The sequence below is a fragment of the Lacibacter sp. MH-610 genome (assembly GCF_045780045.1).
Taxonomy (GTDB): domain Bacteria; phylum Bacteroidota; class Bacteroidia; order Chitinophagales; family Chitinophagaceae; genus Lacibacter.
The window spans coordinates 1,070,645-1,092,247 of record NZ_CP116002.1 but is presented as its reverse complement, the minus strand read 5'-3'; the positions used below and the strand labels follow the sequence as shown (position 1 = coordinate 1,092,247).

17 protein-coding genes are annotated in these 21,603 nt (G+C 42.1%); 8 read left to right on the top strand and 9 right to left on the bottom strand.

The features are described from left to right. Nucleotides 1-25 precede the first annotated feature (25 nt). The 3 genes from PDL71_RS04950 to PDL71_RS04940 form a co-directional block, all read right to left on the bottom strand. Nucleotides 26-802: an MBL fold metallo-hydrolase gene (locus PDL71_RS04950; RefSeq protein WP_407526178.1), complete on the bottom strand. Its 777-nt coding sequence runs from the start codon at nucleotides 800-802 to the stop codon at nucleotides 26-28. 81 nt (nucleotides 803-883) lie between these two features. Further along, entirely contained in the window at nucleotides 884-1,165 is a 282-nt protein-coding gene (locus tag PDL71_RS04945) for a hypothetical protein (protein ID WP_407526175.1), read from the bottom strand. Between the two features lie 122 nt (nucleotides 1,166-1,287). Next, on the bottom strand, nucleotides 1,288-2,844 hold the full coding sequence (locus PDL71_RS04940; RefSeq protein ID WP_407526172.1) for a response regulator: 1,557 nt from the start codon (nucleotides 2,842-2,844) through the stop codon (nucleotides 1,288-1,290). 140 nt (nucleotides 2,845-2,984) lie between these two features. Here PDL71_RS04940 and PDL71_RS04935 point away from each other — a divergent pair, with 140 nt between their 5' ends. From PDL71_RS04935 to PDL71_RS04915, 5 genes are all read left to right on the top strand, one after another. After that, nucleotides 2,985-4,214, top strand: coding sequence for an HD domain-containing protein (locus PDL71_RS04935; RefSeq protein WP_407526169.1), 1,230 nt, complete (start codon nucleotides 2,985-2,987; stop codon nucleotides 4,212-4,214). Between the two features lie 65 nt (nucleotides 4,215-4,279). Next, entirely contained in the window at nucleotides 4,280-5,332 is a 1,053-nt protein-coding gene (gene lpxD, locus PDL71_RS04930; RefSeq protein WP_407526166.1) for a UDP-3-O-(3-hydroxymyristoyl)glucosamine N-acyltransferase, read from the top strand. 57 nt (nucleotides 5,333-5,389) lie between these two features. Beyond that, nucleotides 5,390-6,808, top strand: coding sequence for a bifunctional UDP-3-O-[3-hydroxymyristoyl] N-acetylglucosamine deacetylase/3-hydroxyacyl-ACP dehydratase (locus PDL71_RS04925; RefSeq protein ID WP_407526163.1), 1,419 nt, complete (start codon nucleotides 5,390-5,392; stop codon nucleotides 6,806-6,808). Then, the gene (gene lpxA, locus PDL71_RS04920; RefSeq protein ID WP_407526160.1) at nucleotides 6,805-7,611 is read left to right on the top strand and encodes an acyl-ACP--UDP-N-acetylglucosamine O-acyltransferase; all 807 of its coding nucleotides are present in this window, start codon (nucleotides 6,805-6,807) and stop codon (nucleotides 7,609-7,611) included. Before PDL71_RS04925 ends, lpxA begins: the two co-directional genes overlap by 4 nt. Next, nucleotides 7,592-8,203, top strand: a complete 612-nt coding sequence (locus tag PDL71_RS04915) for an ATP-binding cassette domain-containing protein (RefSeq protein WP_407526157.1) — start codon at nucleotides 7,592-7,594, stop codon at nucleotides 8,201-8,203. Before lpxA ends, PDL71_RS04915 begins: the two co-directional genes overlap by 20 nt. A 4-nt stretch (nucleotides 8,204-8,207) precedes the next feature. Here the strand turns inward: PDL71_RS04915 and PDL71_RS04910 are convergent, their stop codons facing one another. Then, a complete protein-coding gene (locus PDL71_RS04910; protein ID WP_407526154.1) occupies nucleotides 8,208-9,425 on the bottom strand; it encodes an alanine dehydrogenase in 1,218 nt (405 codons plus the stop codon). A 48-nt stretch (nucleotides 9,426-9,473) separates the two neighbouring features. After that, nucleotides 9,474-9,893, bottom strand: coding sequence for a tRNA (adenosine(37)-N6)-threonylcarbamoyltransferase complex ATPase subunit type 1 TsaE (gene tsaE, locus PDL71_RS04905; RefSeq protein ID WP_407526151.1), 420 nt, complete (start codon nucleotides 9,891-9,893; stop codon nucleotides 9,474-9,476). 66 nt (nucleotides 9,894-9,959) lie between these two features. Here tsaE and PDL71_RS04900 point away from each other — a divergent pair, with 66 nt between their 5' ends. Continuing rightward, the gene (locus PDL71_RS04900) at nucleotides 9,960-12,149 is read left to right on the top strand and encodes a heavy metal translocating P-type ATPase (protein ID WP_407526149.1); all 2,190 of its coding nucleotides are present in this window, start codon (nucleotides 9,960-9,962) and stop codon (nucleotides 12,147-12,149) included. Nucleotides 12,150-12,163: 14 nt separating this feature from the next. Further along, a complete protein-coding gene (locus PDL71_RS04895; protein ID WP_407526146.1) occupies nucleotides 12,164-14,068 on the top strand; it encodes an ATP-dependent DNA helicase RecQ in 1,905 nt (634 codons plus the stop codon). 49 nt (nucleotides 14,069-14,117) lie between these two features. Here the strand turns inward: PDL71_RS04895 and PDL71_RS04890 are convergent, their stop codons facing one another. The 3 genes from PDL71_RS04890 to PDL71_RS04880 form a co-directional block, all read right to left on the bottom strand. After that, complete coding sequence (locus PDL71_RS04890; RefSeq protein WP_407526143.1) at nucleotides 14,118-15,494, bottom strand: RagB/SusD family nutrient uptake outer membrane protein; 1,377 nt, start codon at nucleotides 15,492-15,494, stop codon at nucleotides 14,118-14,120. Between the two features lie 19 nt (nucleotides 15,495-15,513). Further along, on the bottom strand, nucleotides 15,514-18,507 hold the full coding sequence (locus tag PDL71_RS04885) for a SusC/RagA family TonB-linked outer membrane protein (protein ID WP_407526140.1): 2,994 nt from the start codon (nucleotides 18,505-18,507) through the stop codon (nucleotides 15,514-15,516). Between the two features lie 229 nt (nucleotides 18,508-18,736). Beyond that, complete coding sequence (locus PDL71_RS04880; RefSeq protein WP_407526137.1) at nucleotides 18,737-20,320, bottom strand: helicase HerA-like domain-containing protein; 1,584 nt, start codon at nucleotides 20,318-20,320, stop codon at nucleotides 18,737-18,739. 275 nt (nucleotides 20,321-20,595) lie between these two features. Between PDL71_RS04880 and PDL71_RS04875 the strand changes: the two genes are divergently transcribed. Further along, nucleotides 20,596-21,000, top strand: a complete 405-nt coding sequence (locus PDL71_RS04875; RefSeq protein WP_407526135.1) for a hypothetical protein — start codon at nucleotides 20,596-20,598, stop codon at nucleotides 20,998-21,000. Nucleotides 21,001-21,039: 39 nt separating this feature from the next. On the opposite strand, the gene PDL71_RS04870 is transcribed toward PDL71_RS04875, so the two are convergent. Beyond that, a complete protein-coding gene (locus PDL71_RS04870; RefSeq protein WP_407526132.1) occupies nucleotides 21,040-21,411 on the bottom strand; it encodes a co-chaperone GroES in 372 nt (123 codons plus the stop codon). Nucleotides 21,412-21,603: the final 192 nt, after the last annotated feature.

The following is a 21,603-nucleotide window of genomic DNA, read 5'->3' as shown; positions in this document are numbered from 1 at the left end:
AGCGGGTAGAAGCGAATGGAACAGTTCAAAACTCAAGCACCAATCCGTCATAACCTAAATGAATACCGGTAGGTAATTCTTTTTCAATTTCCGCATGTAACCCTAACTGGTGACTGATATGTGTGAAATATCCTTCAGGTACTTGCAGCTCATGTACTAATGCCACAGCTTCATCCAGCGTATAATGAGAGATATGTGGTTCTTTTCGGAGTGCATTCACAACCATCGCCTTGCTGCCCCTGATCTTATCTTTCTCTTTTTCATCAATACGATTGGCATCAGTGATATAGGTAAAAGGTCCGAAACGAAAACCAAGCACCGGCATTTTTAAGTGCCACACCAGTATGGGCTGTATGTTAAGATCGTTCACCGTAAAAGGTTCCGTAGTAATGGTATTTAAATTGATTTCAGGAACGCCCGGGTATTTGGTATCAGAAAAAGCATAATAGAAATCACGCCGCAAGGCTTCCTCTGTTAAATAGTTTGCATATACATCCATAGGTTTGCGGGTGTGAAAATTGAAGGCCCTTACATCATCCAGCCCGGCTATATGATCTTTATGAGGATGTGTGAAAATAATAGCATCAACTTTTTTTACGCCCAGTCGCAGCATCTGGAACCGGAAGTCGGGTGTCGTATCTACAACAACAGTGGTGTTTTTTGTTTGCACCATAATACTGCTGCGGAGCCGCTTGTCTTTTGGGTTGGAAGAAGTGCAAACTGCACAATCGCAGCCAATCATAGGAACACCGCTGCTGGTACCTGTACCAAGAAATGTTATTTTGATGGAAGGATAAGACACGGGTAAAATTAAAAGTGTAAAATAAGAAATGAAAAATTAAAAATCATTGGTAACACCTTCTCATTGATCATTCTTCATTTCTTATTCCTCCGCTTGCTTTAAAGCTGCCATGGCAAGCACTTCTTCATACAGTTTCTGAGAATCGGCAGTGAGGGCATCAAACTCTACTTTCAGTTGCGGAATGAGATCCAGCATGGTATTAATGCGGCCTTCCAGTTGCAGAAATTTATTGAGCACTACTACTTTTTTCTGCTCCAGGATACAATAGCCACTTTGAAAAGTGCCCCGCTCATAGCGAACGATGTATCCGCTCTCTTCTAATATTGCTTCCAGCTTATCTAATGTTGTTTGATTGAGTTTCATGCCCCTAACCCCTAAAGGGGAATTTAGTATGCCGCAAATGTATCAGTACCTGCGTTGAAAAATGAATAATAGCTTAATGATTTTTCCACAGTTCGTACTTCGTACCTCTTACTTCGTACTTACTATTTACTCGTCATTCTTACCACCGGCACAATCATTTCTTCCAGGCTCACACCGCCGTGTTGAAAGGTGTTGCGGTAGTAATTCACATAATAATTGTAGTTATTGGGATAGCAGAGATATACATCTTCTCTTGCAAAGATGAAAGATGAATTTACATTGGGCACGGGCAACCCGGCTTCTTTAGGATCACGAAAAGCCAGTACATCTTTGGCTTCATAGTTCAGGTTACGGCCGTGTTTGTAGCGTATGTTGGTGGTAGTTTCTTTATCCCCCACCACTTTCGCCGGTTTTTGTACCCTTATGCTGCCGTGATCTGTTGCCAATACAATATTGATTTTTTTGTCAGCAATTTTTTTCAAAGCCTGGTGCAGCGGCGAATGCTCAAACCAACTGGCAGTAATGCTGCGGTAACTCTTTTCATCGTTGGCCAGTTCTTTAAGCACTTCCATTTCTGTGCGGGCATGACTGAGCATGTCAACAAAATTGTACACAATCACATTAATATCGTTATTGAGCAGGTTGTGCATATTATTCATCAAATCCTGTCCTGCCTGGTGATTGAGCACTTTTGTAAACGATACTTTTAAATCGCCTTTGTTTAATTGTTTCATCTGTGCCCTGAAAAACTCTTCCTCATGCAGATTTTTTCCGCCTTCTTCGTAATCGTTTTTCCATTGCTGCGGAAATTTCTTTTCTATATCAATGGGAAGCATACCGCTGAAGATAGCATTGCGGGCATATTGTGTAGCCGTAGGTAAAATGGCATAAAAGGTTTCTTCCTCTGTTATACGGAAACTTTCAGCAAAAATGGGCTGGATGGTTTTCCATTGATCAAAACGCAGGTTATCAATCAATATAAAAAACAAAGGAGTTCCTTTTTCTGCATGCGGAAGCACTTTATACTTAAACAAACTATGACTCATTACCGGCGCCTCTGTTGCTTTTGGATGGAGCCATTGTGTATAGTTCCTGGAGATATATTTGAAGAATTCATTATTTGCTTCATCCTTCTGCGCTTGCAGCACTTCACTCATTTCAGGACTATCAGCCTTACTCATTTCAAGTTCCCAGTACACGAGTTTTTTATAGATATCCATCCACTCATTGTAATTGGGATTACTGTTGAGTGCCATAAATAAATTGCGGAACTGCTGCTGGTAAGCACTGGTTGTTTTTTCGCTCACTAACCGTTTATTATCAATGATCTTTTTTAAGCTCAGCAATACCTGGTTAGGATTTACGGGTTTGATAAGATAATCACTGATCTGAGAACCGATGGCATCATCCATCAGGTTCTCTGTTTCATTTTTAGTAATGAGCACAACGGGTATGGATTGATTTACTTCTTTGATTTTGGCCAATGTTTCCAACCCTGTGATGCCCGGCATCGTTTCATCCATCAGCACCACATCTACCGGATTCTCTTTTACATAGTCAATGGCATCAAACCCGTTGGTTAGTGTTTGCACTTCGTAGCCTTTATTTTCAAGGAATAATTTTTGAGATTGCAGGCTTTCAATCTCATCATCCACCCAAAGTATTTTCGCTAAGGCCATTGTTGATAACGATTCAAGATTTTAAATTCCGGATTTAATTCAATACCCTCCATTCATACAGAGTTTGTAAATGTATTGAATTCCTTCCCTTCTGTTACCTTTGATTTTTTACTGCCTTTATTTTAACAGTTTGTAAAAGCATGAAGTTTCGTAAAATAGTAAATGACCCTGTATATGGTTTTATCACCTTTGATGATGAACTTATCTTCAAAGTGCTCTCCCATCCATGGTATCAGCGTCTGCGGCGTATTCACCAGATGGCAATGGCGCACCTTGTGTATCCGGGTGCCGTGCACACACGTTTGCACCACAGCATGGGCGCCTATCACCTCATGTGCCAGGCTTTGAGCGAATTAAAAAGTAAGGGAGTAGAAATTTCTGCAGATGAAGAACAGGGTGCAAAAATTGCCATTCTGCTGCACGATATAGGTCATGGCCCCTTCAGCCATGCACTGGAGCATGTACTGATTGAAGAAGTACATCACGAAGAAATATCCGTACTCATTTTTGAGCAACTCAACAGGGAACTGAATGGCGCACTGCAAACGGCCCTGAGCATTTTTAAAGGTACGCATCCCAAAAAATTTCTGCACCAGCTCATCAGCAGTCAGTTAGATGTAGACCGTATGGACTATCTCACCCGTGATAGTTTTTACAGCGGTGTGAATGAAGGTGTCATCGGTTACGACCGCATTATCAAAATGATGACGGTACATAACAACGAAATTGTGATTGAAGAAAAAGGAGTGTATTCCATAGAAAAATTTTTAGTGGCACGCCGCCTTATGTATTGGCAGGCTTATTTGCATAAAACGGTTTTGAGTGCAGAGAATATGCTGGTGAAAATTCTTGAACGGGCAAGGTTACTGGCGCAGGATTCAACCGGTACATTTTCAGTAAACCCGGTGCTGGATGAAATTTTGAGAACCACCAATTCAGCCGCTTTCATCCGTGAAAACCTGGACAAATTCTGCTCGGTAGATGATTATGATGTATTGAGTTCCATCAAACAATGGTCGCATCATCCTGATAAAATTCTGAGCACCCTCAGTACCATGCTCATCAACCGTAACATGCTCAAAACAAAATTGCAAATGACGCCCATTGATCCCTTAGAAAAAGAAAAGCTGCTGCACAAAGCAGCGGAATGGATGCAGATTACTGTCCAAGATGCAGCATATCTTGTATTTGATGGCATAGCAGAGAATAAGATGTACAACACAAAGAATGAACGGATCAATATCCTGTTTAAAAACGGTGAAGTGAAAGATATTTCGGAAGTTGAGTATGGATTGATTCATTTAACCGGCAGCAGCCCGGCTCAAAAGTTCTACCTTTGTGCGCCGGGGCAAATCCTGAAAAAGGCCTGAACAGCATCATAAATCTTGCTCAGCAGCGTTTTAGGAATTATCTTTAACTAATACACCAAGGATACATGGAGTTTACTGCGCAACAAATTGCTGCAATCATAAATGGTAAAATTGAAGGAAACCCTTCAGCCTCAGTGCGTTCCTTTGGTAAAATTGAAGAAGCCACCAGCGGTCAGCTCGCCTTTTTAGCCAACCCCAAATACGAAGAGTTTTTATATACCACCCGGGCATCCATCATTATTATTAATGAAAACCAGGAGTTAAAAGAAACTATTTCCGCTACGTTAATACGTGTGCCCGATGCTTATTCTGCCTTTGCCACACTTTTACAGACTTACGAAAAACTGAGTGCCGGTCAGCTTACAGGCATTCAGGAACCATCTTATATCTGTAAATCTGCCCGGCTGGGTGAGCATGTATTTGTTGGCGCATTTTCGTACATAGGTGAAAATGTAAAGGTGGGAAATAACGTAAAAATCTATCCGCATTCATTTATCGGTAATAATGTGGTGATTGGTGATAATTGTGTGTTACACCCGGGTGTGAAAATTTATCACGATTGCTCGCTGGGCAACCGCATTACCATTCATGCGGGAACAGTGATCGGGGGTGATGGTTTTGGATTTGCACCGCAAAACGATGGTACTTATAAAAAAGTACCCCAGATAGGAAACGTATTAATTGAAGATGATGTTGAAATAGGCAGTAATTGTTCTATTGACCGGGCCACCATGGGCAGCACCATCATACATGCCGGCGCCAAACTGGACAACCTTATCCAGATAGCACATAATGTGGAAGTGGGCTACCACACCGTTATAGCGGCTCAAACCGGTGTAAGCGGCAGTACCAAAATCGGCAATAAAGTAATGATTGGCGGCCAGGTAGGCATTGTGGGTCATATTACCATTGCCGATGGCAGCCGAATTAACGCACAAAGCGGCGTGAGTAAATCGCTGAAACAATCAAACAGTGTCGTTACAGGCAGCCCTGCTTATGACTATACCAGCATGCTCCGCAGCCAGGCGGTATTCCGCACCCTTCCTGAAATGGAAAAGCGCATTGCCGAACTGGAACAACTCATTAAACAACTGATGGCAGAAAAAGAGAGTATCTGAACCGGAGACTAACTGCTGTTCCACCCCATTTACCCCTTTTTTACTACTTTCGCAGCCATGGAAAACGGAAACGGAAACGGCTGCAGTAACCAACATACGTTGGCAGAAGCAATTTCTATTGACGGTGTAGGAATTCATACCGGTCATTCGGTAACAATGACGCTTGAACCCGCCGAACCCAACACTGGTATTGTGTTTCAGCGGGTTGATCTTGAAGAACAGCCCACAGTAAAAGCTGATGTTGATTTTGTAACAGAAACCAACCGCAGCACTACGCTTTCTCATAACGGAGCCTCAGTAAGTACCATTGAACACCTGCTGGCTGCATTAGCAGGTTGTGAAATAGATAATGTACTGGTAAAAATCAATGGTCCTGAAATTCCCATTTTAGATGGCAGTTCAGGCCCTTTTGTACAGGCTTTACTCAAAGCCGGCCGCAAAAAACAGGACGCAATTAAAACCTGGTACACCATCGATCATAATATCTACTTTACTGATGATGATAAGAAGGTGGAAATGGTAGCCATGCCGGCCAATGAATACCGCATCAATACCTTAATTGATTTCAACTCTCCGGTATTAGGCACCCAGCATGCCCAGATCAAAAACATGGCAGAGTTTAATGAAGAAATAGCCACCTGCCGTACTTTTTCATTTTTTCACGAACTGGAGTTCCTCTTAAAAAACAATCTCATTAAAGGCGGTGATTTGAACAACGCTATTGTGGTGGTTGATAAAGAGGTAACCGATGAGCAACTGGAAACACTTTCCAAAGCTTTTGGAAAGGAGAAATTTGCTGTTACCAGCGAGGGATATCTGAACAATCTCAAACTTCGTTTCCCTAACGAACCGGCCCGTCATAAACTGCTGGACCTTGTGGGCGACCTGGCGCTGGTGGGCATGCCGTTTAAAGCACATATTATTGCTAACAGGCCCGGACATGCCAGCAATGTAGCCTTTGCAAAAAAGATAAAGGAGCACATCCGGAAAAACAAGTTTAAGGCGAATGTTCCGGCTTATTTCCCGGAAAAGCCACCGATTCATGATGTAGTAGAGATTGAAAAAATTCTGCCCCATCGTTTTCCTTTTTTACTAGTTGATAAAATCATTGAATTCAGCGATACACATATTGTGGGTGTAAAAAATGTAACCTATAATGAGCCCTTCTTCCAGGGACATTTTCCCGGCAACTATGTTATGCCCGGTGTGTTGCAGGTAGAAGCATTGGCGCAATGTGGCGGCTTACTGGCCATTCCAAAAAACACTACTGATAAATACGATACTTACTTTTTGAAAGTGGATAATTGTAAATTCAAACAAAAAGTAGTTCCCGGCGATACCTTACTTTTAAAGATGGAGTTGAAAAACCCCATCCGCCGTGGCATTTGCGAAATGAGAGGAACCATTTTTGTGGGCAGCAAAGTTGTGTGTGAAGCCGACCTTACTGCTCAAATTGTAAAAAGAACCAACCAATGATCAGTCCGCTGGCACATATACATCCCAATGCACAAATAGGCAACAACGTTACTATTGATCCTTTTGTAATGATTCATGATGATGTGGTAATAGGTGATGGTACACATATCATGAGCAATGTAACCGTGTTCCCCTGTTCCCGTATTGGCAAAAACTGCAGAATATTTCCCGGCGCTGTAATTGGTGCCGTACCGCAGGATCTGAAATACCGTAATGAATACACACTTGCTGAAATTGGCGACAACACCACCATCCGTGAATGTGTAACCATCCATCGTGGTACTACTGATAAGAACACCACCAGGGTGGGTAGCAACTGTCTTATTATGGCTTATGCCCATGTGGCCCATGATTGTATGGTGGGCAATAATGTAATACTTGCTAACTCTGTGCAATTGGCCGGGCACGTAACGGTTGATGATTTTGCCATCATTGGCGGATTGAGTGCAGCGCATCAGTTTACACATATAGGTGCCCATACGTACATAGCGGGTATGAGTGCTATCCGCAAGGACGTACCTCCTTTTGTAAAAGCAGCACGTGAACCATTAAGTTATGTGGGTATTAACAACGTCGGTTTAAGCCGTCGTGGTTACAGCAAGGAAAAGATTGAAGAAATCTTTAAGATCTATCATATTCTTTTTGTAGAGAAGCACATTGTTTCCAAAGCTGTTCAGTTGATTGAGCAGATGCTTCCTGAAACAGATACGAGGGAAGAAATTCTTGGCTTTATCCGCAAAAGCGAAATCGGAATTATCAAACGTCATTCTCAAAACAATGGTGATGAAGATATTGCTTTCTGATGCCGGTAAGCGATACAACAGGGAATGGATTTTTCGTCACCTCACTTACGAATTCAATACAGGTAACGCTTATGCTATTACAGGAAACAATGGCAGCGGAAAATCAACTCTTTTACAGGTAATAGCCGGTGCCGTACAGCACAACGAAGGCGAGATTGAATTTAAGTTCAATGATCGGGCAATTGAACCGGAACAGCATCATCAATACCTCTCCATTGCCGCTCCTTATTTAGAGCTGCCTGAAGAAATGACGCTTACAGAAGTACTGGCGTTTCATAATTCTTTCAAACCTTTTCGTACTGATATAGCTGCAATCATTCAAACACTCGGATTAAAACATGCAGCGCAAAAACAAATCCGTTACTACAGCAGCGGTATGAAACAACGGGTGAAACTGGCAACAGCCATTTTCAGCGATGTGCCGGTATTACTCCTGGATGAACCTACTACCAATTTAGATACAGATGGCATTGCATTGTACCATCATCTCATTCAACAATATGCCACGGAGAAACTGGTAATTGTGAGCAGCAATGATGAACAGGAGTATAAGTTTTGCAATTCTATATTCCCGGTTAGCAGGTATAAATAAAATTCTACCCCCTGCTTGCAATCAGCAAATTAAGATCGGTAAACTTTAAATCAAAGCGTTGGCTCAGGTGGAAATTGGTGAGGGCTCCTTTAAACATGTAAATGCCATTGCGGATATTCAGCTTATGCCACAGCAGTTTTTCCAAACCACCTTCATCGGCTATTTCAATTAACAGCGGCATTAATACATTACTGATGGCCTGTGAAGCAGTGCGGGCAAACCCACTGGGTATATTGGGCACACAATAATGAATAACACCATGTTTGATAAAAATGGGACTTTCATGACTGGTTACTTCACTGGTTTCAAAACAACCGCCACGGTCAATACTCACATCCACTACTACACTGCCGGGCCGCATCATACTTACCATCTCATCTGTTACAACAATCGGGCTGCGGGCTCCGCCCATGGAAGACAATGCACCTACCGCCACATCACAGGTCTTTAACTGCTTGGCCAGGATTTTGGGTTCTATCACACTCGTCCACATACGGTGGCCGATAGCCGTTTGCATGCGTTTGAGCTTGTAAATATTATTGTCAAATACTTTTACACTGCCGCCCATTGCCAACGCTGTACGGGCTGCATATTCACCCACAATACCGGCGCCGATGATGATGACTTTGGTTGGGGGAATTCCACTTATGCCGCCGAGTAACACCCCTTTGCCATTATTGAAATTGCTGAGGTACTGCCCCGCAATCAGCATTACGGCACTACCGGCAATTTCACTCATGCTGCGAACGATGGGGTTATTTCCGGAATCATCCTTAAGATTTTCAAAAGATAGTGCAGTAATACGTTTCTCCATCATGCCTTCCAGGATTCCGGATTTCATAACGGCTACATGCAAAGGCGAAATGATGGTTTGTCCCGGCTTTAACAGCTCCAGTTCCTGCTCTGTTACCGGCGCTGATTTAATGAGCATATCACACTGGTACACTTCTTTACGGTCGTAAGCTATTTTAGCACCGGCATCACTGTAATCCTTATCAGAAAAATGAGCGCCTTCCCCGGCAAGATATTCAATGAGTACACGATGACCGTTATTAACCAGTACACTTACTGCTTCCGGTGTTAACGCCACCCTGTTTTCCTGGAACATTTGTTCTTTAGGAATGCCAATAAAAAGCTGGGCACCTTTTGCCTTAATATCTAATTTTTCCTCTAAAGTTTCGTAGCTGAAAGAAGCACTTACAATCGGTTTGGAAAGAGCCATACGGTTGGTCTGTAAATAATTGAATATTGAACGGTTAAGTTACAAAAACTATTCGGGAATTGTGATGGTTATTCTGCGTGTAGAATCATTTAATGGTTCTATCTGCAACTGCAACGCATCATCAGGCAATAAACCCGGAATTTTATCCGGCCATTCTACCATACAATAGTCGCCGCTGTACAACACCTCTTCCACACCCGCCTGCACGGCTTCTTCATCATCATTAATGCGGTATAGATCCAGGTGATATAAAGTTTGTCCGTCTGCCATCCGGTATTGATTGATGATGGAAAAAGTGGGGCTGCCTACAGCATCTGTTACACCCAGCACATCACACAAAGCATGAATAAAAGTGGTTTTGCCGCTGCCCATGGCCGCATGAAAAGCCCATACTTTGTAGTGGTGGTATTGAGACCATATTTCCTTAGCTACAGCCTGTATATTTTGTATGGTTACTTCTGTTTGCAATGATTTTGAATAATGGTTGCAAAGATATTGATTGAGCAGCTTGCAGCCCTGTTGTAACTTTGCAATATGAACAAGAGCTCAGAACAAACAGCAACGATTAACTGGAAAGTAGAAGGGATGACCTGTGCTAACTGTGCTTTAACCATCTCTAAATACCTTGAAAAAGAAGGATTGAAAAATGTAAAAGCCAACCCTGTAAGTGGCGAAGTAATTTTTGACGTGGTGGCCGGAAATGGTTTTGAAAAAATTGAAAAGGGAATTGAATCGCTGGGATATCATGTAGCAGAAAAAAACGGAATCAGTACTCGAAAAGAAACCAAAGAACCAATGAACCGCTACCTGCGTTATGTGCTCATTTGCGCTCCGTTTACGCTGGTACTGATGCTGCACATGCTGGAATCCGTTATTCATATTCATTGGCTCATGAACCCATGGGTGCAGTTAGGTTTGTGTCTCCCGGTTTATATAATCGGCATGAGTTATTTCGGTAAAAGTGCGGTTAAGAGCATTCGTAACGGCATGCCGAACATGAATGTATTAGTTGCTGTAGGTGCTACTGCTGCCTTTGTGTACAGTTTGTACGGTACACTCACCGGGCAGGCGGAACAATACATGTTTTACGAAACAGCAGCTACCATCATTACGCTTGTATTTCTTGGCAATTACCTGGAAGATGCTTCTGTAATGCAAACACAAAGAGCTTTAAACAGTTTGGCCAAAAGCCAAAAGGTTATGGCAAACATGATTGCCTTTGATGAACATCATCATGAACAGATTTTCCAGGTGGAGAACAATGTACTTCGTACCGGTGATCTGATTCTTATTAAAAGTGGCGAGCAGATTCCGGCAGATAGCAAAATCTTATGGGGTGAGGCTACAGTAAATGAAGCCATTATTACAGGCGAGAGTTTGCCCATCACAAAAAAACAAAAAGATGCACTAATCGGGGGAAGCCTTCTTGTGGATGGCACCGTTAAAGCACAGGTAACTGCAGCCGCCAAAGATTCTGTATTAGCCAATATTGTAAATCTTGTAAAACAGGCGCAGGGGGAAAAACCGCCCATGCAGCAAATGGCAGATAAGATCAGTGCAGTGTTTATTCCGTTGGTACTGATTATTGCAGGCGTAACATTTGCTGCCAACTGGATTATATTAAAAGAGTTTACACCGGCTCTCATGAGGAGTATTGCAGTATTAGTAATTGCATGCCCTTGTGCAATGGGTTTGGCTACTCCTGCAGCGATTGCAGTAGGCCTGGGAAGAGCAGCAAAGAATGGCGTACTGTTCCGTAATGCAAAAAGTCTTGAGCTGTTTAAAAATATTACACAGGTAGTGTTTGATAAAACAGGTACATTAACTACCGGTCAATTTCAGATTTCAGATTTCAAATTTGTGAATAGTGAAAAGGCAATAGTGAATGATGCCGCAAGTATTCACCATTCACCATTGACTATTGACTCTTTTAAGCGTATTGCCTATTCCCTCGAGAAGTATTCCAATCACCCAATTGCCAGATGTATTAGCGAAGCATGGAAGGTGAAGGATGATATCCGTTGGGCAAGTATTGAAGAGATCAAAGGATTGGGTATGAAAGCTGTGAGCAAAGAAGGTGATGTATATATTGCCGGCTCCTATAAAGCAGCGGAGCATTTTACAAATGATGAAACACACAATGTTTATGTGTTGAAGAATGATGAGCTGCTCGGGTGGATTGATGTAAAAGATGAGTTAAGGGCAGAAGCAAAACCAATTCTTACTTACCTGCACAGTAAAAACATAAAAACAATTCTGCTGAGTGGCGATCGTAAACACAAAACGGAATTGATTGCAAAAGAACTGGGTATTGACGAAGTAATAGCAGAACAAACGCCTGAACAAAAACTGGAAACCATTGCTGCATTAACGGCAAAAGCACCTACGGCAATGGTGGGCGATGGTATTAATGATGCACCGGCACTTGCAAAAGCTACTATCGGCATATCGCTGAGCGATGCATCGCAGGTGGCCATGCAAACAGCGGATGTTGTATTGATGAATCACGGCTTAAAGAATTTACCCTTGAGCTTAGGATTAGGAAGGCACACTTTTTTAACCATCAAACAAAATTTATTCTGGGCATTCTTTTATAACATCATTGCTATTCCTGTAGCTGCATTTGGATTATTAACCCCCACCTTTGGTGCATTGGTTATGGGGTTGAGTGATGTAGTGCTGGCTATTAACTCTGTTCGTCTGTTCGTTAAGAAAGTAGTGTAAATTCGAACGAACAGATGCAGCATATTCATTCCATATTACAACACTATTGGAACTATTCTTCTTTCCGTCCCTTACAAAAGGAAATTATTGAATCCGTTTTGTCCGGAAAAGATACGCTGGCTTTATTGCCTACCGGTGGTGGTAAAAGCATTTGCTACCAGGTGCCTGCACTAGCAAGAGATGGAATGTGTATTGTAGTAAGTCCGCTTATTGCCTTAATGAAAGACCAGGTGCAGGCCCTTCATCAAAAGAAGATTGAAGCTGCAGCAATTTATACTGGAATGCCCTTTCCACAGGTAAAAGAAATTCTGCAGTTAGCAGTAAATGAAAAACTCAAATTCCTGTATGTATCACCGGAACGCTTAACAACCAACTTGTTCCTGGAATACCTGCCCGGTATGAATGTACAACTGATAGCAGTTGACGAAGCACATTGCATCAGTCAATGGGGCTATGATTTCCGGCCTTCGTATTTAAAAATTGCAGCGCTGCGGAACGAACTCCCTGATGTTCCGGTATTAGCCGTTACAGCATCAGCCACACCAAAAGTACAGGATGACATTTGTAATAAACTTCAGTTCACCCATCATCATATTTACAAAGGAAGTTTTCTGCGACCCAACCTTTCATTCAGTGTTTTTAAAGTAGAAAGCCGTATTAATAAAATTTTACAGGTGCTGAACAACGTGCAGGGCACTGCCATTGTGTATTGCAAAAGCCGGCGTATGACACAGGAAGTAGCACAGTTGCTGCAACTGCAAAATATCCGTGCAGATTTTTACCATGCAGGTTTGAGCAATGATGAACGAAGTGCTAAACAGGAAGCCTGGCTGCAAAATCAAACAAGAGTCATTGTATGCACCAATGCGTTTGGAATGGGTATTGATAAGCCCGATGTGCGGGTTGTAATTCATCATGATATTCCTGATTGCCTGGAGAATTATTACCAGGAGGCCGGTCGTGCGGGCCGTGACGGAATGAAAGCCTATGCTGTTTTACTGTATGAAGAAAAAGATTTGAAAGAATTAGAAGGACTGCCTGCCATTCGCTTTCCTGCAATTGAAGAAGTTAGACAGGTTTATCAATGCCTGGTAAACTATTTACAGGTACCTGAAGGCAGCGGTGAAATGGAATGGATGGAGTTTGATATAACAGACTTTATCAAAAAATTTCAGCTAAACGTACATACTGCTATGTACAGTTTAAAAACGCTGGAACAGGAAGGATGGCTGAGTTATGCAGAGCAGATTTTTATTCCTTCCCGGCTGGTGTTTACTGCCGATAAAGAATCCTTATTTGAATTTGAAAAAAAGCGACCTGACTTAGAGCCCATTCTTAAAGCACTGTTACGGAACTATGGCGGCATTTTTGATATGGAAAGCATCATTTCAGAAAAACAGCTGGTGAAGTTTACACAGCAAAGTTTAGAAGAGGTAAAACAGCAATTAGTTCAACTGCACCAGTTGGGCATTGTCAACTACTCGCCGCAAAAAGATAAACCGCAGCTTCAGTTTACACAAGGCCGCCCGTCGGTAGAAAATTTATTCATCCATCCGCAAAACAGGCTCAACAGAAAAGCTGAATTCGAAAAACGTATACAGACGATGATTGCTTATGCAAATGAACAGAACCATTGCCGCAGCAAAATTATCGGCACTTATTTTGGAGACGCAGATAGTGATGAATGTGGTATTTGCGATGTGTGCTTATGGAAAAAAGGAAATGAGCTTTCGCAGGAAGAATACAATCGCATTCATGAGTCTTTAATCAGCCGGTCAACCAATAAAAAAATTGACACTAAAAAATTATTACTGCAAAGCGGCAGTAAAGAGCGGGTACGTATTCAGGAAGTTATTAACCGGTTGATTGCTGAAGAAAAAGCAATCATGGACGCAGATGGAAGGCTTCAGCTTTATTAATAAAAAAGAGCCATGCATAGCATGGCTCTTTGCAATAAAAACTTTTTGATTAACCTCCAACATACAAATCCCAGTTAAGATCTGCCTGTGGTTTCGGGAATTGACGGAATACCGCTCCCTGGTCAAGATTTACAGGAATTTCATTCATACGATCATAACGACGGGTATCAATCCAGCGATGTCCCCATGGCTCAGCCCATAATGAATACCGACGTTGATATAAAATTTCTGTAATCAATGCGGCTTGTGTTTGAGCCCCGCTGTAGTTCCCAATATTAGCTGCAGTACGAATCACATTAATAGCATCTACTGCTTCAGTAAACTGGTTGAGTTGTGCATGTGCCTCTGCTTTAATCAATATCAACTCTTCATTTTTTATGAAGGGTATAGAAGTGGTATTGGTAGCCCATCTTCTGTCCTGGTGTGTACCAAACAATGTACCGGCATCTGTGGAAACACTGGCAGGAGTTGTACGCTGGAAGAACTTAGCTGCTACACGGGCGTCATTAGGAGTAGCATCACTTAACATAGAAGGATGTACAATTATGATGGTACTGATATTAGCGTTCAATACATAAAACAGGGGATTGAAAATATCAGGAGCTGCTCCATATACGTGGGCAGGACCGGCACTTAAATTACCTGTAACATTCATAAAGGAAGCATTGAGTGCATCCAATGCACCCTGCCAATCTCTGCGGTAAATAGCCAATCTTGCAGCAATGGCACGGTTTACACGTTTTAAGCCATCAATGCTATTAAACCCGGCCCATCCGGAAGTTAATATAAAGGGAAACGTTGTACCTGCTGCATTCAAATCTGCAAAACCCTGATCTAATACTCCTTTGATATAAGTAAGCCCCTCCTGATAGGTTACAAAAGGCCCGGGCTTTAAAGGATCTTCCACATCAACACGAATTCCATTTTCATACAGGAAATTTGCAGGAATCATAAACTGGTAACCCATAATAGTTTTTGCAAAACCAGTTACTGCTTTCTTTTCCTGCTCACTTAAAACATTTGTGTTTAAAGCTGCATTACGTAAAACAATTGCCTGGCGGATAGTTTGGTAAGGAGAAGCATAGGCGGCACCTCCTGTTGCACCAAAACCAAAATAGGCTGCATCAGGTCTTCTTCCGCTCTGGCCTAACCAGTCTGTTTGGAAACGTGGATCAGAAGCGTTGAAATACCAGATTTCCCTGCCAAAGGTTCCAAAAGCAGCCGTAACGGTAAAGAGATAGTCACGGTGACGTGATTCCAGACCAGTAATTAAAAATTGGATCTGTGCCCTGGAAGCATTACTGGATACACTGGCCACAGAGGGGTTATTAGGATCGGTAATATCTTTCAGTTTTAAAGGATTACACCCCCACACAGTGAGTACTGTAAGGGTAACCCAGACTGATTTAAATAAATTAGATTTCATTTGAAATGAATTTATAGATTTAAAAATCAATATTGATATGGAAGAAGATACGCCTTGTTGAAGGGTAAGGAGCTACATCCACATTACCGGCAATAGATTGTGCACCAAAGGTTGATGTTTCGGGATCATATCCTTCGTATTTAGTAATCAGAAACACGTTATTTCCTGATGCGCCTACACGAATACGATTTACAAATCCATTAAACCAGCTATTCACTTTGGCCTGGGGCACTGTATAATACAAGCCGATTTCACGCATTTTAAAGAAACTGGCATCCTGTACCCATCTTCCTGCATTGTTATAAGGAGCAGGAGGCCTTTGACGTCCATTGGGTGTACCGTCTTTATTATCATCTTCAAACCATCCTTTAGTGGTGCCACCACCGTCCGTTAAAAAGGATGTAAGATTGATGTTATCTCCTCCTTTACGCCATTCCCACATCATACTGAACTCAAAGTTTTTGAGGAAGCTTACTGTATTAAACCATGACATTGTAAAGTCGGGCTGATTTTCGCCCCAAACTGTAAATACTCCGGGAGTAATAGCCGGTGTACCTACTATTGTTAAAGGACTAACACCTTCTTTAATCAGGAATGTCCCCAAGCCTGTACCGAATGCACCGGTGAGATAAGAAGGAATTCCTAATTTTTTAACGATTACATCATTCTTCCACCACATAGCTCTTGAGAACCAACGAACCTTTTTGGTTTGAAAAATGGTTCCAGACAATGCCAACTCAATACCTTTATTCTCTAATTGTGCTTCGTTACTGGGTGTAGTATTTACACCAACAGTAGGAGACAGATTCAGATTCTGGATATTATTGTCAGTGGTTTTAATGTAATAGGTAGCTTCTAATGAAATGCGGTTATTAAGAAAGCCCGCATCAATACCAAACTCAATTTCACGTGCAGTTTCAGGACGTATGAGTGTATTTCCGATTTGTGTAGAAACAACAGAGCCTAATAAACCGCCGATATTGGTTCCGTTAAGAGGAGTAAATGTTGAACCAAAACCTACCGGGCCGGCTGTTTCGCCATATGCAATACGTGGCTTTAACTGATTAATAAAATCAACTTTCCAGAAATCAAAGTTGGTAAGATTAACAGCTAATGATGCTTTGGGGAAAGCATAAAACTTATCCTTATCGCCATTAAGTGTTGACTTATCAAAACGAACACCAAGTGTACCAATGATTTTGTCATCCCAGTTTACTTCTTCCTGTGCAAATAAACCGGCTTCCTGTACCACACTGTTAAACTGTTGATCAATCTGCTGAATTGTAGCCTGCTGTACATTTATTTGCTTAGGAGCTAACCCTCTGCCTCGCATAAAGATGGCGCTGTTTTCAAATTCCAAGCGTACTATACCGGCCTGAGTTGTAAAATTAAATTTGTTAACGTTGTAGTTGTGAACCAAAGCTGCCTGTAGGTTTTTATTGAAACTTTCCTGGCGTCCATGCAAAACATCACCGGGATTTGCCTGAGCACGCTGAAACTGCAAATCCTCAGGTAAATAAATTAGTGTTGTATTTTGTACATAGTCAATACCGCCGGTTACCTGAAGCTTTAAGTCTGAATTTGTTTTATTGAAAATTTGCCAATTAAGTGTACCGGATTGAATAAAACGGTTAACCACAGAATTGTTGATTGCCTTATCTGTAACAGCCAATGGATTTTCACGAGGTCCGCCATAATCAACATCAGGATATACACCTGCTGCATTGGGACGCAAATCAAAATAATTTGGAATATAGGCAATGTTGTAACCGATGGATGCACCTGTATTGTTTTGGTTACCGGTAAACCCACGATCTGTTATTGAACGGATATAGTTTGTATTAACGCTGAAATTAAGATTCTTACTGATCTTATGATCAATATTCGCTCGTATCGAATAACGTTCAAAACCGGTTCTTCTTACAATACCATCTTCACTTGTAATTACACCACCTACAAAAAATTTAGTTTTATCATTACCACCCGACATACTTAAACGAGTGTTAGATAAAGTTGCTGTATTACCGTAAAACATGTCCTCAAAATCAAAAAACTGACCTGTGCTTTGTGCTTGCTGAAAACGTGCGAGTTCTGTGGCTCGTTTGGTTGGATTAGTAAAAAAGAAATTGATTTTTTCAACACTCCAGTTATCGGTACCTACTAAACGTAACGGACGCCCGAAACCAATATCCTGTCCAAAGCTTATAGCCGTTTTTCCGCTTGAACCTTTTTTTGTAGTGATAATGATTACCCCGGCATTGGCCCTTGTTCCGTAAATAGCCGCAGCAGAAGGTCCTTTTAAAACTTCAATGGTTTGAATGTCAGCCGGATTAATATCAGCCAATCGGTTAGAGCCATCATCCTGTGCAGGAGCGCCTGCACCTGCAGCCGCACCTGTTATAGTAGCACGACCTGTTCGTTGAAAGGAGTTATTAATATAAACTCCATCCAGAATTATCAATGGCTGTGAGGCACCTACCAATGATGAAACACCACGCAACTGCACAGACATACCACCGCCAGGAGCGCCTCCATTCATTCTGATATTAGCTCCAGGCACTTTACTATATAATGCGCCATCTGTGGTTTGAATTTGTGTGGTTCCCGTTAACTCTTTTGAATTGATAGAAGTTACTGCATTAGCAAGGTTCTTCCGCTTAATAGAAGAAGCCAGGCCGGTTACAACTACTTCTTCCAGATTCCGCTCATCTGTTTGTAAAGAGACGGATACGTTTGTGCTGGATGAGTTCACATTCACAGATTGGGAAGCATACCCAACTAAAGAAATAACCAAGGTAACCCCTTTGTTATCAGGTATATTAATGGAAAAACCTCCATCAACACCGGTAACTGTTCCGGTTCTGGTTCCCTTAATTTGTACTGATACGTTTGGTAGCGGTTCGTTTTTGGCGGCATCAGTAACTGTTCCCTTTACAGTGTACTGACTGAACCCTGCCATGGAGAGAAACAGGAATGTTAGGAACAGTCCTGTTCGTTGCAATGATTTTCTCATGCCGGTAAGTTTTAGTTAATGAATAGGTAGACAGTTCTGTCTTGTAAATAGACGCAAGCAATCCTATGTGCAGACAAATAACTGTCCATGTAGCTCGTAAATTAAACAACATCTGCTAATAAAAAAAGTTTTCAGCCAAGCAGCGTTTGCCGTAAAAGCAAAAAAAGCTGCATGTGCCATGCAGCTTCATCAATAACATCGTGCTTACAACATACCGCAAATAAGTTCCTTAAAACCATCCACTCTTTTTTCTTCTTGTTGTTCTGCCACCCAAACCTAAGGCGCCTAATAAAGAACGGGTAATGACATTGGCGGCTGTACGTCCTACCTGCTTTACCATCGGGTTGTCCAGGAAACTTTCTTCCTTCTTGGCTGTCTTCTTTTCTTCCTTCTCCTGCTTAGCTGCTTCTTCTGCTTTGACTTCCGCCTCTTCTGCTGCTTTGGTGCGCTCCTCTGCTTCATTCAGTTTTTCTGTAATGATTTCAAGGGCACTTTCTTTATCTACTGTTTCAGCATATTTTTTTACCAGCTTACTTTTATTCACCAGTTCATCTACTTCAGTATCATTTAAAATATCCATACGGCTGCGTGGTGGTACGAGCAAAGTGTGTACTAAAGGTGTGGGAATTCCTTTTTCATTGAGCAGTGAAATAAAAGCTTCGCCTATACCTAACTGTGTGAGCAGTTCATCTACTGCATAAAAACCTGTTTCAGGATAATTTTCTGCCGCCTGTTTAATCACTTTTCTGTCGGCTGCCGTAAAAGCCCTCAATGCATGCTGCACCTTCAAACCCAATTGCGCCAATACACTGGCCGGTACATCCTGCGGGTTTTGTGTGCAAAAGAAAATACCAACACCCTTGGAGCGGATGAGTTTGATCACTGTTTCAATCTGCTGCAGTAAGGCTTCATTTGCTTCCTGGAACACGAGGTGCGCCTCATCAATAAACAAACACAACTTGGGCTGATCCATATCGCCTTCTTCGGGCAAGGTAGCATACAACTCTGCAAGCAAACTCAGCATAAAGGTTGAAAACAGCTTGGGCCTGTCCTGCAACTCCATCACACGGATGATGCTGATCATACCACGTCCATCATCACTGATGCGCATTAAATCATCTACCTCAAAACTGGGCTCTCCAAAAAAAGCATCTGCCCCCTGCTGCTGCAATTCAATTACTTTTCTTAAGATAGTACCCGTTGAAGAAGTAGATATCTTTCCGTAATCTTTTTCAAGCTCTTTCTTTCCCTCATCGCTGATGTACTGAATTACCTTGATAAAATCTTTGAGATCCAGTAACGGCATTTTATTATCATCACAAAACTTAAAGATCATGGCCACAATCCCCTGCTGCGTATCATTCAAACCTAAAATTTTGGAAAGCAGTATGGGGCCAAACTCACTTACGGTAGCACGCAGGCGAACTCCTTTTTTATTTTCGCTCAGCGTCATCAATTCTACTGGAAAAGCAGCGGGTTTGTAAGTAAGATTCATGAGCTGCATGCGCTCTTCAATCTTGGGATTTGTACTTCCCGCAGCAGCGATACCGCTCAAATCACCTTTGATATCCATCAGCACCACAGGGATGCTTGCATCACTCAAACCTTCGGCCAGCACCTGCAATGTTTTTGTTTTACCCGTACCGGTGGCACCTGCAATAAGACCGTGACGGTTCATTGTTTTTAAAGGAAGTAACACATTAGCATCAGGCACTGCTGTTTTATCCAGCATACCTATGCCTAATTGAAATGAAGCTCCTTTAAATGTATAACCGTCTTTTATTTGCTGCAGAAAAGCAGATGTGTCCGCCATAGAATTGATTTAGGTTGGAAAGGTAATAAAATACAGGAAGTGAAAACAGGCGAATTGAAACAGGTACTACTTTACGGTAGCTACCTGATTGTAGTATTGACTTGGCCTCTCCATGATGCTACTTTTGTTTCTGCTACGAACCACCAAGTAAAAAGCTGCCCCGCACTAAATTATCCGACGGGTTTTTTCCATGTTGTTGACCCATGAAAAATACAATACCAGGGGCAGCTTTATCTCAAATAGCAATTATTTTTTATAACCTAAACAACAAAAAAATGAAACACTTATTTACAGGCTTTGCGTGCCTTTTGATTACCTGCTGCTTTATTTCCTGCAAAAAAGAAAAAGAATGCCCTGTACCTGACGCTCCTTCAATGGTAGGTTTTTGGCAAGGGAAATATGGAGGCTCTACTGTTTATCCAACTAGTGGGTATGCAGCTTTATTCCGTTCAAACGGAACAGTCCGGATTTATGACGGTACAGATACTGCCACGGCGGGTAAAGCAGAAGGCACTTACAACGTAAGTGGCAACACCGTAACCGCTACTTACAATTATTCACCAAGTATTCAATACTCCATCAGTGCCACTGTAGACTCTAAATTTACATTTCTTGAAGGTACTTATGGTTCAGGCACCAACACTACCAATGGCGGACGTTGGTTTATGAATAAAAAGTAAAATGCTTTTGCAGAAAAGGCGCTTCACTTGAAGCGCCTTCTATAATTCTTCTTCCCGCTCCAGCATGAGGATGGCGCTTTGCGGAACGATAAAATATTTTTCTCCTTCGTAAATTACTTCCGTAGCTCCGCTCAGCAGAAAGATGGCCAGGTCTCTTTCCTTAGCCTGCAGGGGCACATACTTTACCTGCTCTTCTTCTCCTTTCCAGGATTCCTCCTCTACGGGCATGGGGATGACATAACCGGGACCCGTTTTAATAACAAAACCCTGTTGTACTTTTTCTTTTTCCTGTACACCGGGTGGCAGGTACAAACCGCTGGCAGTTCGTTCATCAGGGCGGCTGGGTTTGATTAATAAACGATCTCCGATTACAATGAGTTTTTTAAAGCGATTGTCAGATGTAATACGCATGGCCATTCATTTAAATGGCAAAAGTAGTGATGATAAGAATTATAACAGCTCAAGGGCTGCCACGCTTAGACGTAAATGCCCGCCCTGATTTTGCGGGCGGAGCATTGCAGGCGGGCGTGGGTAACAGATGAAATTTGTACAACTGCTTACAGCCCCCGGCTTCTTTAACAAAATATTGAGGGGCTGCCTGCA

What these genes read in the sequence shown, in the direction of transcription:
- PDL71_RS04945 (WP_407526175.1), bottom strand. Translation starts at nt 1,165, where the DNA reads ATGAAACTCAATCAAACAACATTAGATAAGCTGGAAGCAATATTAGAA.
- PDL71_RS04940 (WP_407526172.1), bottom strand. Translation starts at nt 2,844, where the DNA reads ATGGCCTTAGCGAAAATACTTTGGGTGGATGATGAGATTGAAAGCCTG.
- PDL71_RS04935 (WP_407526169.1), top strand. Translation starts at nt 2,985, where the DNA reads ATGAAGTTTCGTAAAATAGTAAATGACCCTGTATATGGTTTTATCACC.
- lpxD (WP_407526166.1), top strand. Translation starts at nt 4,280, where the DNA reads ATGGAGTTTACTGCGCAACAAATTGCTGCAATCATAAATGGTAAAATT.
- PDL71_RS04925 (WP_407526163.1), top strand. Translation starts at nt 5,390, where the DNA reads ATGGAAAACGGAAACGGAAACGGCTGCAGTAACCAACATACGTTGGCA.
- lpxA (WP_407526160.1), top strand. Translation starts at nt 6,805, where the DNA reads ATGATCAGTCCGCTGGCACATATACATCCCAATGCACAAATAGGCAAC.
- PDL71_RS04915 (WP_407526157.1), top strand. Translation starts at nt 7,592, where the DNA reads ATGAAGATATTGCTTTCTGATGCCGGTAAGCGATACAACAGGGAATGG.
- PDL71_RS04910 (WP_407526154.1), bottom strand. Translation starts at nt 9,425, where the DNA reads ATGGCTCTTTCCAAACCGATTGTAAGTGCTTCTTTCAGCTACGAAACT.
- PDL71_RS04900 (WP_407526149.1), top strand. Translation starts at nt 9,960, where the DNA reads ATGAACAAGAGCTCAGAACAAACAGCAACGATTAACTGGAAAGTAGAA.
- PDL71_RS04895 (WP_407526146.1), top strand. Translation starts at nt 12,164, where the DNA reads ATGCAGCATATTCATTCCATATTACAACACTATTGGAACTATTCTTCT.
- PDL71_RS04890 (WP_407526143.1), bottom strand. Translation starts at nt 15,494, where the DNA reads ATGAAATCTAATTTATTTAAATCAGTCTGGGTTACCCTTACAGTACTC.
- PDL71_RS04885 (WP_407526140.1), bottom strand. Translation starts at nt 18,507, where the DNA reads ATGAGAAAATCATTGCAACGAACAGGACTGTTCCTAACATTCCTGTTT.
- PDL71_RS04880 (WP_407526137.1), bottom strand. Translation starts at nt 20,320, where the DNA reads ATGGCGGACACATCTGCTTTTCTGCAGCAAATAAAAGACGGTTATACA.
- PDL71_RS04875 (WP_407526135.1), top strand. Translation starts at nt 20,596, where the DNA reads ATGAAACACTTATTTACAGGCTTTGCGTGCCTTTTGATTACCTGCTGC.
- PDL71_RS04870 (WP_407526132.1), bottom strand. Translation starts at nt 21,411, where the DNA reads ATGCGTATTACATCTGACAATCGCTTTAAAAAACTCATTGTAATCGGA.